At 60.1% G+C, this 13070-nt stretch carries 9 protein-coding genes; 5 read left to right on the forward strand and 4 right to left on the reverse strand.

The genetic code is table 11. The features are described 5' to 3' along the window. Positions 1 to 63 precede the first annotated feature (63 nt). The gene (locus ACOOHD_RS12890; RefSeq protein WP_420458292.1) at positions 64 to 1722 is read right to left on the reverse strand and encodes an ArnT family glycosyltransferase; all 1659 of its coding nucleotides are present in this window, start codon (positions 1720 to 1722) and stop codon (positions 64 to 66) included. Between the two features lie 133 nt (positions 1723 to 1855). On the opposite strand from ACOOHD_RS12890, the gene ACOOHD_RS12895 reads away from it, so the two are divergent. Further along, positions 1856 to 3982 (forward strand): carboxy terminal-processing peptidase, encoded by a 2127-nt coding sequence (locus ACOOHD_RS12895; RefSeq protein WP_420458293.1) that lies wholly within the window; start codon positions 1856 to 1858, stop codon positions 3980 to 3982. A gap of 93 nt (positions 3983 to 4075) precedes the next feature. On the opposite strand, the gene hisS is transcribed toward ACOOHD_RS12895, so the two are convergent. Together hisS and ACOOHD_RS12905 are read right to left on the reverse strand one after the other, a co-directional pair. Further along, a complete protein-coding gene (gene hisS / locus ACOOHD_RS12900) occupies positions 4076 to 5410 on the reverse strand; it encodes a histidine--tRNA ligase (RefSeq protein ID WP_420458294.1) in 1335 nt (444 codons plus the stop codon). Positions 5411 to 5488: 78 nt separating this feature from the next. Next, the gene (locus ACOOHD_RS12905) at positions 5489 to 6646 is read right to left on the reverse strand and encodes a tetratricopeptide repeat protein (protein WP_420458295.1); all 1158 of its coding nucleotides are present in this window, start codon (positions 6644 to 6646) and stop codon (positions 5489 to 5491) included. A gap of 153 nt (positions 6647 to 6799) precedes the next feature. On the opposite strand from ACOOHD_RS12905, the gene ACOOHD_RS12910 reads away from it, so the two are divergent. The 3 genes from ACOOHD_RS12910 (at position 6800) to ACOOHD_RS12920 (ending at position 9529) form a co-directional block, all read left to right on the forward strand. Then, positions 6800 to 7654: a transketolase gene (locus ACOOHD_RS12910; RefSeq protein ID WP_420458296.1), complete on the forward strand. Its 855-nt coding sequence runs from the start codon at positions 6800 to 6802 to the stop codon at positions 7652 to 7654. Positions 7655 to 7865: 211 nt separating this feature from the next. Then, entirely contained in the window at positions 7866 to 8831 is a 966-nt protein-coding gene (locus tag ACOOHD_RS12915; protein ID WP_420458297.1) for a transketolase family protein, read from the forward strand. A 119-nt stretch (positions 8832 to 8950) separates the two neighbouring features. Beyond that, positions 8951 to 9529 (forward strand): GNAT family N-acetyltransferase, encoded by a 579-nt coding sequence (locus tag ACOOHD_RS12920; protein WP_420458298.1) that lies wholly within the window; start codon positions 8951 to 8953, stop codon positions 9527 to 9529. Here ACOOHD_RS12920 and ACOOHD_RS12925 read toward each other — a convergent pair. Beyond that, the gene (locus ACOOHD_RS12925; protein ID WP_420458299.1) at positions 9526 to 10068 is read right to left on the reverse strand and encodes a 2'-5' RNA ligase family protein; all 543 of its coding nucleotides are present in this window, start codon (positions 10066 to 10068) and stop codon (positions 9526 to 9528) included. The two genes, ACOOHD_RS12920 and ACOOHD_RS12925, sit on opposite strands and share 4 nt — an antisense overlap. A 65-nt stretch (positions 10069 to 10133) precedes the next feature. Between ACOOHD_RS12925 and ACOOHD_RS12930 the strand changes: the two genes are divergently transcribed. Then, the gene (locus tag ACOOHD_RS12930) at positions 10134 to 12803 is read left to right on the forward strand and encodes a UvrD-helicase domain-containing protein (protein ID WP_420458300.1); all 2670 of its coding nucleotides are present in this window, start codon (positions 10134 to 10136) and stop codon (positions 12801 to 12803) included. Positions 12804 to 13070: the final 267 nt, after the last annotated feature.

A 13070-nucleotide genomic window follows, 5' to 3' on the forward strand; every position in this document is an offset into this window, starting at 1 on the left:
TATTTGCAATGTACGTTACGGTAGTCGGCGGACGAGGCAAGCTGCGCAAGCCTCGGCAGACGACTACTCGATTTCAATACCCGAACCCATCCCATCCCGCAACTCCTCCTCATCACCGGCCGGCGCGGGAAGCGGGTAGCGCAAGTAGCCTACCGGGTACAGCGTATCGAGGTGCCGCAGGTAGAGCGAGTCGGTCGCCTCAATCCGCAACTCCCCGTACTGGAGGGGGCTACCAATGTAAACGGAACTAGCGGGATACCGGTCGAACGCCCGACGCACCACCCGACCGTAGGCCTCGGTGAGGTAGTAGCCCGTAGCCGGCTCGATGAGGCTATAGCGGTAGATGCGCAGGTCCTTGTCCCGGTTGGTGCGCACGACGGACTGCGCAGTAGCACGCACGGCGATGCCGCGCTCATCCTCCACAGCACGCACGGGCAGCACGAACAGATCGAACGTAAGGCGGAGTAGCAAGAGGAAGCAGCAGAAGATCAGTAGGAAATTAGCGCGATCTCGCCAGCCTACCATCACTAATGCACCTGCGGCCCCGCCCACTGTCACACTTTTGATCCAGGCATGGGTGATGATAGCGGTCTGGGGGACGAGGGGCACGAAGGGCAATAACACCGCCACCAGCGTCATGGTGCCCAGCAGTAGGTAACGGAGCCCCGTGTAGGTCACACTCCGATCCCGCGCATGGCACTGCTGCAGCCACAGCAGGCTGGCAAAGAGCAGCGGAAAGAGCATGAGCAGGTAGCGGGGGTAGACGTTGGGGGAAACCCAGTAGACGGGAATATTGACCAGAAAGGCCACCAAACAAAAAGCGGCGAAGTCACTGGTTTTCAAGAGCTTCCAGCTACCGGGGCGAAAGAGGTAGACCAGCAGTAGCGTCCAGGGTAGAAAGTGGTAGCTCATGGCAAAGGGAAAGGACAGGAGGTGCCAAGCCGTCTCCCCCACCCCGTGGGCTACGGCCGTGCGCTTGCTACTCTCGACGAAGAGGCGGCGGCCCACTGCGGTCAGGTCGACGTACTGGTTGTACTGTACGTAGTAGAGGGCCAGTAGGGCCAGACACCCTAGTCCGCTCAGTAAGTGCGCCGGCCGGACGAGCTGCCACCAGGCCCGCCGCCAGCCCAGGATCGCGAAGACGCTCAGGCCCTGGAAGACCACTGCGGGCAGCCCCTTGAGCATGAAGGCCACGGCAGTGAGTAGATAGCTCCAGGCGAAGGCCTGCCACCAGCGACCGTCCTTGCCGTAGTAGTAGAGCAGCATGATCTGGGTGTACACGACCCAGCTGAAGGTGACGTCGATCAGTGCTAGCATGCTGTCCCAGAAGAGCATACGCCCGCAGGTGATGACGGTAAGGGCGTGGATGCTAGCCAGGTAACTGCCGAAGTAGCGGCGGCTGAAACCGTAGGTCGTAAGCGCAAAACCTATCAGGCTGATCACTGTGGGCAGCCGCGCGGCCCACTCGCTCGCCCCCCCGTGGAGGGTGAAGCTGGCGGCCAGGACCCAGTTCCACAGCGGGGGCTTGTTGAAGTAGGCGTCGCCGTGCATGGCCGGGGCGATGAAGTTGCCTGACCAGAGCATCTCCTGGGCGACCAGGGAGCGGATGGCCTCGTCGTCAATGAAGACCATCAGGCCCAAATGGACCAGCAAAGCGGGAAAAAGTAGCCCCAGGGCAAGAATGTAGTACCACTTGCGCACTAGGGCGAAGGTAAGTCCCATTAATATGTTGTTAAACAGGATATTGCCGGAGCGGAAAGTCAACTAGTCGTGCCCGCCAAACATTACTATACGACTGCTCCGGTAGGACGACATTTTTCCTATGCCCCGCGACGGAATCCCTAAACAAAAAACTATGAAAACGAGAGGACCCCTGCTTTTTTCCGCCCTCGTACTCGTCGTCGGCCTCATTGCCGCCGTCCGCCCCGCCGACACCCCCCCCGGGGATGCCCCCTCCGTCATCCTCAAGACCATGCTCGCTAACCTGCAGAGCTACCACTACCAGCCGCAGGACATTGACGACGACTTCAGCGAGCGCGTCTACACCCACTACCTCAACGACGTCGACGGCGGCCGGCTGTTCTTCACCCAGGAGGACATCGACGCCTTCAGCCAGTACCGCACGGAGATCGACGACCAGGCCAAGGCCGGAGAGTACACCTTTTACCAGTTGGTACAGGACCGCCTGGACGCCAATATGGATAAGGCAGAGGGCTGGTTTGAGGAGATACTGGCCGAGCCCTTCGACCTGGAAGAAGGTGGCGAAATGCAGGACCCCGACGACGATGCCCCCTGGGCCGCCGATGACGCCGAGCTCCGGCAGCACTGGCACGACTACATGAAGCGGGAGCTGCTGAGTCAGATCGTGGACCGCCGCGAAGAGCTCGAAAAGGACACCACCGGAGCCGTCCAACCTACCCTCGACAGCCTCGAAATCGAGTACCGCGGTAAGATCCTGGACCGCTACCAGGACTGGTTCAAGCGTATGCGCGAGCTCAAACCCAGCGTGAAGGAGTCGCAGTACCTCAACGCCATGACCGCCGTCTTCGACCCCCATACGAGCTACTTCCGGCCCAAGGATAAGGAGTCGTTCGACATCCGCTTCAGCGGTCGCCTGGAGGGCATCGGGGCTACGTTGCAGACGGATGACGAGTACACCAAGGTAACCTCCGTAGTGGTGGGCGGACCGGCCTGGAAGGGCAAGGAGCTCAAGGAGGACGACGTGATCATGGGCGTACGCCAGGAGAAGGGTGACTTGGTCGATATCAAGGGCATGCCTCTGGAAGACGTGGTCGATAAGATCCGTGGCCCAAAGGGTACCATGGTGTACCTGAAGGTGAAGAAGCCCGACGGCGTGATCGAAGACATCGCCATCGAGCGCGACGTGATCGTGATCGACGACACCTACGCCAAGTCGCTCATCATCGACGACCAGGAAGGGAACGAGAAAATCGGCTACATCAACCTGCCGAGCTTCTACGCCGACTTTCAAAATGAAGACGGCCGCTTCTCCGCCAAGGATGTAGCCGCCGAACTCGATAAACTGAAGGATCAAAACGTGGATGGCATCATCCTCGACCTGCGTAACAACGGCGGCGGCTCGCTCCGCGACGTAGTCGATATGACCGGCTTTTTCATCCCCGAGGGACCGGTCGTACAGGTCGCCGGCCGTGGCATGGACAAGGAAGTACTGAGCGATAAGGACCGCCGCGTACAGTACGACGGCCCCCTGGTGGTGCTAGTCAATCAGTACTCGGCCTCGGCTAGCGAGATCCTGGCCGCCGCGCTACAGGACTACGACCGCGCCGTCATCGTAGGCAGCACCTCCACCTTCGGTAAGGGTACCGTGCAGCGCTTCATCGACATGGACCGCACGGTCAACGGCTACAACGACATCAAACCCCTGGGTACGGTCAAGCTCACGATGCAGAAGTTCTACCGCATCAACGGCGGCTCCACCCAGCTTCGTGGCGTGACGCCCGACATCGTACTGCCTGACAACCGCTCCCTCCTCGAAACCGGGGAAAAAGAGCAGCAGTACCCCATGGCCTGGAGCGAGATCGAGCCCGCCAAGTACGGCCAGAACGTCTACAAGATCGATAACCTCGACGAGCTAAAGGCCCGCAGTGCCAGCCGCGTAGCCGATAGCCCCACCTTCGGCCGCATCCAGGAAAACGCCGAGCGCGTCAAACGCCAGCGCGATCGCGACACCTATCCCCTGGCCCTGACCGACTTCGAGGAGCTCCAGCGCGCCAACCGCACCGAGGCCGAGATGTACGACGACCTCTTCGACGATGTGGTCAACCCCGGCGTCCTCAACCTAGAGGTCGACCTCGAGCCCATCCTCGAAGACGAGAGCAAGGTGGCCCGCAACGATGACTTCAAGCAGAGCGTGGGTAAGGATGTGTATATCCGTGAGGCGGTCCAGATTGTGGAAGATATGGTGGCACTTGGTGGAAAACGGGTGGGGAATAGAGATTAGACGCCTGTCGGCTGGTTAGACGCTATGCTGGTTAGACGGCCTAACCAGCCGGCAGGCGTCTAACCAGGCGAAGCCGTCTAACCAGCGCAGCGTCTAACTCGCCGATAGGCGATCTACCCGCTGTTCCCCAGTCCGCATATCCTTCACCGTATACGCCCCGCTTCGTGCCTCCCGGCTCCCAATAATCACCACCTGCGGCGCACCCCGCTGATCGGCGTACTTCATCATCTTGCCGAGCTTGGCGGCGGTGGGGTAAATATCGGTGTTGTGGCCCTGCTGGCGGAGGCGGCGGAGGAGATCGAAGCCGTGGGCAAGGCTCTCGTCGTCGAGGCAGAGGAGGAGGTAATCGAGGTCATCGTTTGTGTCTTTTGGAAACAAATTGAGCTCTTCGAGCACATCATAGATGCGCTCGGCCCCGAAGCTGATGCCCACACCCGGCAGGTCGCGGCCCCCGAAGATGCCCGTCAGGTCGGCGTAGCGGCCGCCACCGGCGATGCTGCCCATGACGATGTCGGGGTGTGCTTCGGGATCGACGGCCACCTCATAGATGCAACCGGTATAGTAGTTTAGCCCCCGGGCCAGGGTGACGTCGAACTCTACGCGATTGACTAAAAAGCCGATGGTGGTGAGTACTTCGCGGAGTTCCCGTACGCCCTGCATGCCTACTTCGCTACTTTCTAATAGGGGGGCCACTTCTTCGAGGTCGTCGGTGGCTAAGAACTTCATGATGGTGGAAACGGCCTCCCCGTCCACGCCGCGCTCGCGCAGTTCCTTTTCTACCCCCTGTTCGCCGATCTTATCGAGCTTATCGATGGCGATGGTGATGTCCAGCATCCGGTCTTCGTGACCGGCGATCTCGGCCAGGCCGGCTAGGATCTTGCGGTGATTGAGGCGGATCACTACGCCCAGCTTCAGGGCGCTGAACACCTCGTCCAGTAGCTGTGTCAGTTCGGCCTCGTAGAGTAGGGAGTCGGAGCCCACCACGTCGGCATCACACTGGTAGAACTCGTTGTAGCGGCCCTTCTGCGGCCGGTCGGCCCGCCATACGGGGGCAATGGCGTAGCGCTTGAAGGGAAAGGCCAGCTCGTTCTGGTGCATCACCACGTAGCGGGCGAAGGGCACGGTGAGGTCGTAGCGCAGGCCGCGTTTGGAGATTTGGGGCAGGATGGCATTGCTATCCTTATTTATTAGGTCCTTATCGTCAGCTTTACCCAGGAAGTCCCCGTTGTTGAGCACCTTGAACAGCAGGCGGTCGCCCTCCTCGCCGTACTTTCCGGTCAGGGTGCTGAGGTTTTCCATCACCGGCGTCTCGATGGGCTGGTAGCCGTAACGGTGAAACGAGGCACGGATGGTATCGAAGATGTAGTTGCGGCGGCGTACCTCGTGGGGGAGGAAGTCGCGGGTGCCTTTGGGGAGGGAGGGTTTCAAGGATTTACGATTTACGATGTACGATGTACGATTTGCGGGGCAGCTCCCCCGATAGCTATCGGGGCTCGTAGGTAAGGCTCAAAGGTCCGATAAAAGTTGCTTAGCCTCGGTCTGGTAGGGGTGGCCGGGGGAGTTAGCTAGTTGTTGTATTGAGGCCTTTGCACCCCCAATAGCTATCGGGGCCCCGCCCTGGGCAAGTTGGGCGAGTGCACTATACCACTCGGCAGCATCTCGGTAGGGGCTATCGGCAGGGATTTTCTTGAACCACTCACGGGCCCGTTCGGGATTGTCGAGCTCCAGGGCAGTCACGCCGAGATAGAGTGGGGCGACGGGGTAGGCATCGGCGGTGGGTAGTAGCTCATCGTAGGCCGTACGGTAGTCGCTGCGGTCATAGTAGTAGAGGATACGCTGTAGGTCGCGCTCTTCGTCGGTTTGTGGCGGCTGGTCAGCGAAGATGTTTGGGTAGGGCGCGAAGTAGCGGTCGTAGAGCGAGCCGGTCGAGGTGCCTCCGAAGGTGGTGTAGGCAAGGTATAGGAAGACGCCGAAGAGGAGGCCGGCTAGGAGAATGGCGGGGGAGAGTTGTTGACGGGGTGCGTTGTTGGGTTGTTGCGTTGCGGGCGGGGGAGGTGGAATAGGTGTGGTAGGTGTTGCAGACGTGGTCGGGGACGCGGGTGCGGGGGATTTGGTGAGGGTGCTAAGTAAATCCTTGCGGCCGGCTAGGGTGATGACGGCGGGCCAGTGAAGGGCGTAGTCGGGCTGATCGATACCGGCCCGGGTGCGGCAGGCTTCGAGCTGGTCGTGGAGGGTGGCTAGGTCGGGGTCGTCGAGGGCCCGGGCCAGGGCGGTGGGGGTGAGGTGGTGGTAGTCGGCCAGGAGGAGGAGCTGACGGCAGTCTTCGGGGAGGGACTCGAACTGGGCCAGGAGTTGCTGGCCGGTAGCGTCGAGGGTGATGGTGTGGGGCAGATGCTGTAGGGGGTCGTTACCGAGGGGGACTTCTTCGGTGGAGCGGGGCTGACCGAAGTAGACGGCGGCTACGGTGGTGAGGTAGTCGAGGACATCGCCGCGGTAGGGCCGCTCGGGGTCCATGCTGGTCTCGTACCAGCCTACGAGGGCGCGGCGGTAGTTGTGGAGGGCGGCGGGTTCGGGGTAGTCGTGGTCGGCGGCCCAGTCCAGGTAGGCGGTGCGGTAGCTGCGGTGGTGGGCTAGCAGCTCGGCGAGGTGGCGACCGTCTTGCATCCCTAGCCGAACACGGTGTATGAGCTATAAGATCACGTACACTTGCCTTTAGGAGTCACCCCGGCAAACAAATCGCGGTAGCTTGCTTTCTCTCCTTTGGAAGGCAAGCCCAGTAGGACTATGCCCCACGCACACTAAACGTACCCCCATCACATGGCAGATATTCAGGAACTCAAGCGCATCGCCTCCCAGGTGCGGCGCGACATCATTCGTGAGGTCTACGGATGCCAGAGCGGCCACCCCGGCGGGGCCCTCGGTAATACCGACCTCTTCGTGGCCCTCTACTTCGAGGTCATGAAGCACGACCCTAGTTTCAATATGGAAGCCCACGGCGAGGATGTCTTCTTTCTCTCCAACGGGCACATTTCGCCCGTCTTCTATAGCGTACTGGCCCGCTCCGGCTACTTCCCCGTGGAGGAGCTCCGGACCTTCCGCGCCATCGATAGCCGGCTACAGGGGCATCCTACCACCCACGAGGGACTGCCCGGCGTGCGGGTGGCGTCCGGCTCCCTCGGGCAGGGCGTCAGCGTAGCCTGCGGTATGGCTCTCGAAAAGCGCATGGACGGCGATGACCGCACGGTCTTCGTCCTCACCGGCGACGGCGAGCAGCAGGAAGGACAGATTTGGGAAGCCGCCCTTTTCGCCCCCCACAACAAGCTCGAAAATCTCGTGCTCATCATTGACGACAACGGTCAGCAGATCGACGGGCCCACCGAGGAGGTACTCGAACTCGGCAGCTTCGCCGATAAGTACGCCGCCTTCGGCTGGGACATCATGCGTATGGACGGTAACAATATGGAGGAAGTCGTCAAAACCCTTAAAGAAGCCCAGGCCAAGCGCAACGGCAAACCCACCTGCATCGTGATGAAAACCGAAATGGGTAAGGGTGTCGACTTCATGGAAGGCACCCACCACTGGCACGGCAAGGCCCCGAATAAGGAGCAGGCGGAGAATGCGCTCAGTCAGCTGGAGGAGACTTTGGGGGACTTTGCTATGGAAGGGCTTTAGAAATTTACCATTTACGATGTACTAGGTACCATTTACCATTTGTGGCTCTGCTCTCCCGATCATTATTGGAATCGTCAGGGTGTTGCACCTGCGGCCCCGCCCGCTGTGCCGTGAGTCTCGTGCGGCAGCCAATTGTAAATGGTAACTGGTAAACTGTACATGGTAAATCCAATCACCAATCTTCCATCGACCATCCAAAATATAAAATACTATGTTGACTCTAGATAAACTACAATCCACCGGCAAAAAAGCCACCCGTGACGGCTTCGGTGCCGGACTCAAGGCCGCCGGCGACAAGCACGATAACGTCGTGATGCTCACGGCCGACCTGCGCGGGTCCATGAAGTCGGAGGACTTTATCAATACGTATCCCGATCGCTTCATCCAAATGGGCATCTCGGAGGCTAATATGATGGGCGTCGCGGCTGGCCTGGCTACGGGCGGTAAAATTCCGCTGACGACCACCTTCGCTAACTTCAGCACCGGACGGGTGTACGACCAGATCCGCCAGTCGATCGCCTACAGCGATAAGAACGTGAAGATCTGCGCCAGCCACGCCGGACTGACGCTGGGCGAGGATGGGGCTACCCACCAGATCCTCGAAGACATCGGGATGATGCGGATGCTGCCCGGTATGACCGTCATCAACCCCTGCGACTACAACCAGACCAAGGCGGCGGTACAGGCCATCGTGGAGTACCACGGTCCGGTGTACCTGCGCTTCGGCCGCCCGAGCTGGCCCATCTTCATCCCCGAAGACCAGAAGTTCGAGATCGGTAAGGCACTGCAGCTCAGCGAGGGTAGCGACGTGAGCATCTTTGCCACCGGCCACCTGGTATGGTACGCCGTCGAAGCCGCCCGCCAGTTGGAGAAGGAGGGCATCAGTGTCGATCTGATCAACATCCACACCATCAAGCCCCTCGACGCCGAGGCCGTCGTGGCCAGCGCCAGAAAGACCGGCGCCGTCGTCACCTGCGAGGAGCACAATCGCTACGGCGGACTGGGTGGCGCCATCGCCGAGACCCTCGCCGCGCAGCATCCTACCCCCCAGGAGTTTATTGGTACCGACGACACCTTCGGCGAATCCGGTGAAGCCGAGGAGCTACTGGAGAAGTACGGTCTGGGTGTGAAGGATATCGTAGCTGCGGTAAAGCGGGTGATGAAGCGGAAAAGGTAAATAGGACTAAGGGATGGAGGGTACTGGGACGGGGGATGGGGACTTCAGCACTAGCTAATCTTGAAGTCCTTTTCAGTATCCTTTGTCCCGCATCCCCCGTCCTTCAATCCCCCTGTCCCGTGTCTAGACTCAAAATCACCCTAGCCCGCAAAGACTACCAGCTCAAGCAGATCCTGGAGCTCCAACGGGCCAACGTGATCGACGCAGTGGATGCCGCTACGGCCACGTCCCAGGGATTTGTGACGGCTACCCACGACTTACCCCTCCTCAAGCAGATGACGGCCTCTGCCGCCTCGGTCATCGCGATCGAAGGGCGTAAGGTGCTCGGCTACTGCCTGGCGATGACGCGGGAGTTCGGCGAGTCGGTACCGGTGCTGACGGCGCTGTTCGAGCGGCAGGATGCGATCGCGCACCGGGGGCAGTTGCTGGGGGAGAGTGGTTACTTGGTCATGGGCCAGATTTGCGTTGCCGAGAAAGCTCGCGGACAGAAGCTTGCCGACCGCATGTACAAGTACCTCCGTGGCTGCTATCACCTACGCTTTCCTTACTGTGTGACGGCCATCGATAGGCGGAATACACGCTCGCAGCGGGTGCACGAGCGGATCGGCTTTGAGAAGCTGGACCGGTTTACGGCACCTAATGGGCGGGACTGGGTGTTGGTGATTTGGAATTGGCGGGATGGGATGGAGGGATACTAAAACCCCACCTCCTCCAGCAACGTCCAAGGCCCATAATCATACCGGTAAAAGCACAGTCCCTTCACCCGCAGCGTACACGGCTCGAAGCGTGCCGCCAGGTGACGATTGAGTCGATCTGCCGTCTGCGTATCCACCTTGTTCTGCACCGTGATGTGCGGTCGCTTCCACGGCCGCGCATCCTGACTGGTAAACTCTCCATCGAAGGCATCCCGCAGGGGCTTACGTAGGGCGATCAGCGGCTCCGGCTCCAGCGCGTAGGCCACGCCCTTTCCCATCGAGAAGACCTTAGTCACCCCGACCGATAGCGTACCGTCTTGTAAAGAAAGCTGCTCTGCCCAATTATGGTCCTTAGCCAGCGCAATAGCCCGATCCCGCATCCCCGGACTCAGGTGATGAAACAGCGTCACGTGGGCACTCAGGAAGTTGCGGTGGCCGGGAAAGAAGGCCTGGCGGAGCCGGTGGAAGGGCAGCATGTCATCTGGCTCGACCCAGGCGGTGACGATGGTGGCGCGGGCGTGGGGTGGCTTTTTGGGGTACATCTGGTGGGATTGGGGGGCGGGGGCTCGGGGCTGGAGATCGTAGGGGGGTTGTAATTTTGCTCACCATGAAGACGCTCCGCTACAACGATCTCGATCCCCACGGCCTAAGCCGGCAACTGGATAAAGTAGAACGGCAGTTGGCCGCCGGAGACTTTAAGTCCGCCGACGTAAAAAAGATGCGCAGCAACGGCTACTACCGCGCTAAACTAGACCGCGAGGCCCGCCTGCTGTTCCAACTGGCCCGCTACGGCGGGGAGCCGGTGGCCCTCCTGCTGGAGGTCATCCCCAACCACGAATACGACAAGTCAACCTTTCTACGGGGGGCAACCGTACGCGAAAGCGACTTTAGCGTGACCGCCGATCCTACATCCGTCGAGGAAGACGCCCCTACGCTACGGTACGTCAATCCGCAGGCTAGCCGATTTCACCTGCTGGACAAGGTCATCTCCCTCGACGGCGACCAGCAGGAAATCTACAACCTGCCCGCCCCACTCATCATCATCGGTTCTGCCGGGAGCGGAAAAACGGCCCTGACGCTGGAAAAGATGAAAACCTACCGGGGCAGCGTGGCGTATGTCTCGCTCTCCGACTACCTCGTCCGCAACAGCCGCGAGCTCTACTACGCCAACGGCTACGAGAACGACAAGCAGGAGGTCGACTTCCTCTCCTTCAACGAGTACCTCCGGGGTATCCAGGTACCGACCGGACGCGAACTCGACTACCGCAGCTTCGAGCGCTGGTACCAGCGTAAATACCACCAGCGCTTCAAGTTCAAGGACCCCTATAAGGTGTTCGAGGAGTTCAAGGGGGTACTTACCGGTTCGGTGACCGAGGCGGCCTACCTGAGTCGCGAAGAGTACCTCAGCCTGGGCATCAAACAGAGCATCTTCCTGAGCGCGGAGCGGGAAGCGGTGTACGAGCTGTTCGAGAAATACCTGGAACTGGTCGATGGCGGCACGGAGTTCTACGATCCCAACATCACCGCCTTTCGCTACCTCGAACGGGTGGAAGCCCAGTACGATTTCCTGGTCGTAGACGAGGTGCAGGACATCACCAACGTACAGCTCCTGCTGCTGACCCGCTCCCTGACCACCCCGGGCAACTTCATCCTGAGCGGCGACAGCAACCAGATCGTCCACCCCAATTTCTTCTCTTGGTCCAAAATAAAGACCCTCTTTTTCAACCAGGAACTCCGTGGTAGTGCCCTGCGCATTCTCAAAACGAACTACCGCAACTCGCGTAGCATCACCAGGCTCTCCAACGACCTGCTGAAGATCAAGAACAGCCGCTTCGGGTCCATCGACCGCGAGAGCACCTACCTGATCAATACGGTGGCGGACAGCGAGGGGGAAATCAACTTCCTGAAGTACGACCAAAAATTACTGCGTGAGCTGAACAAGCGCACCGAAGGCTCGGCTAAGTTCGCCGTGCTGACCATGGACAAGGACCAGAAGGAGCGGGTAAGCCGGGAGCTCAGTACACCGCTTGTCTTTACCATCCAGGAAGCTAAGGGCCTGGAGTACGAGAACATTATCCTAGTCAACTTCATCAGTGACTACGCGGACACTTTTCGCGAGATCACCCAGGGCGTGGTCCCCGCCGACCTAGAGGACGACCAACTGCGGTACGCGCGCGCCAGGGATAAGGGGAATAAGGAGCAGGAGGCCTACAAGTTCTACATCAACTCGCTCTACGTCGCCTTCACCCGGGCAGTCCGGAACGTCTACCTGGTGGAACGCACGACCAAACACGACCTGCTGCGCCTACTCGGCGTCGTCACCCAAAAGGATAAGGTCGACATCGCCGTCCAGTCCAGCTCCGATACCGAGTGGCTCGACGAGGCCGACCGCCTGGAGCAGCAGGGAAAGACCGAACAGGCCGCGGCCATCCGGGCGCGGCTCAGGGGGGAGGAATTCGTAGGGACCGAGGAGGCCGAGCGGCTGTCGGAGCGCATCTTCACCAATCCGGCCGGAGCGGAGCGGAGGGATATGGAGCGTCTACTAAAGTTCGCCACGGCCCGTCACCGGCTAGCCACCATTCGCCGCCTGGCTACGGAGGCCGCCTTCGGCCCGGCCCGGCACTACCTGAGCGAGTACACCAAGGCGCAAAAACTCCTCGTGTCCTACGTCCGCAGTAACAACGTCGGCAAGGTCAACCAATTGACGGACAAATTCGGCGTAGCACTAACGGAGCCCGACGACGAGGCGACCGGCCTCATGCTCGCCGCTCAGTTCGGTCAGGACCAGCTGCTGGAGCACTTTCTGGCCGGCAAGGCGGATAAGGGCCGTACGGACAAACTCGGCCGCACCGCCCTCCAGTACCTACTCCTCGGCTTCGACCGCCGCAAGGTCAAGGAACCACAACTCCGCAAGTGGTACCCCCGCCTGGCCCCCCGGGTCGGCTACGTGGTGTACGGGGGCCGCCAGTACGTGATCAACGCCCGGAGTATGGAATTTTTTGTCGCCAACCTCCTGAATGCCCTGCGGTTGGACGTATTCAACCCCACCGACCCCCTGTCCCGGCAGTGCCTGCTGATCAACGACTTTATGGAAATCATCGAGGAGATGCCCGCTTCCATCCTACCCGACTACCGCCGCAAAAGGCAGTATGTCAGTAGCATCCTAAGTAAAAATGAGCGCGACCGGGACGACCGCTACAATAAACGCTTCCTGATTCGTCGCTCCCGGGGCTGCTATGATATGAACCCCGCGGCGGAACTACGGTGGGAGGAGTGAGGCCGGGGGTAAAGGGGTCGGGCGGGGCCGCAGGTGCAAAGCTGATTATACTTTAGAGACAAAAAATATAAAGTCAGCAGCGAAATTATACTTGCGTATAAACTCGACGCCGATCCCTACAAAGAACACTCCCTTCTTGTGGACATTTCCCACTCGTTCACAAAACTTGTGAATTTCTCCGGGCTCGTGCTGCCCTACGGATTGTCGGCAAATATCGTCAGGTGGGGGCGGCAACGCGGCTTCATCGTCACAAAAAGTGCCGCTTTT

Origin of the sequence: Neolewinella sp. (assembly GCF_965214665.1) — a bacterium.
Lineage (GTDB): Bacteria > Bacteroidota > Bacteroidia > Chitinophagales > Saprospiraceae > Neolewinella.

Bases quoted from the DNA above. Each gene is read 5' to 3' on its own strand.
- ACOOHD_RS12890 (WP_420458292.1), bottom strand. From the start codon at position 1,722: ATGGGACTTACCTTCGCCCTAGTGCGCAAGTGGTACTACATTCTTGCC.
- ACOOHD_RS12895 (WP_420458293.1), top strand. From the start codon at position 1,856: ATGAAAACGAGAGGACCCCTGCTTTTTTCCGCCCTCGTACTCGTCGTC.
- ACOOHD_RS12905 (WP_420458295.1), bottom strand. From the start codon at position 6,646: ATGCAAGACGGTCGCCACCTCGCCGAGCTGCTAGCCCACCACCGCAGC.
- ACOOHD_RS12910 (WP_420458296.1), top strand. From the start codon at position 6,800: ATGGCAGATATTCAGGAACTCAAGCGCATCGCCTCCCAGGTGCGGCGC.
- ACOOHD_RS12915 (WP_420458297.1), top strand. From the start codon at position 7,866: ATGTTGACTCTAGATAAACTACAATCCACCGGCAAAAAAGCCACCCGT.
- ACOOHD_RS12925 (WP_420458299.1), bottom strand. From the start codon at position 10,068: ATGTACCCCAAAAAGCCACCCCACGCCCGCGCCACCATCGTCACCGCC.
- ACOOHD_RS12930 (WP_420458300.1), top strand. From the start codon at position 10,134: ATGAAGACGCTCCGCTACAACGATCTCGATCCCCACGGCCTAAGCCGG.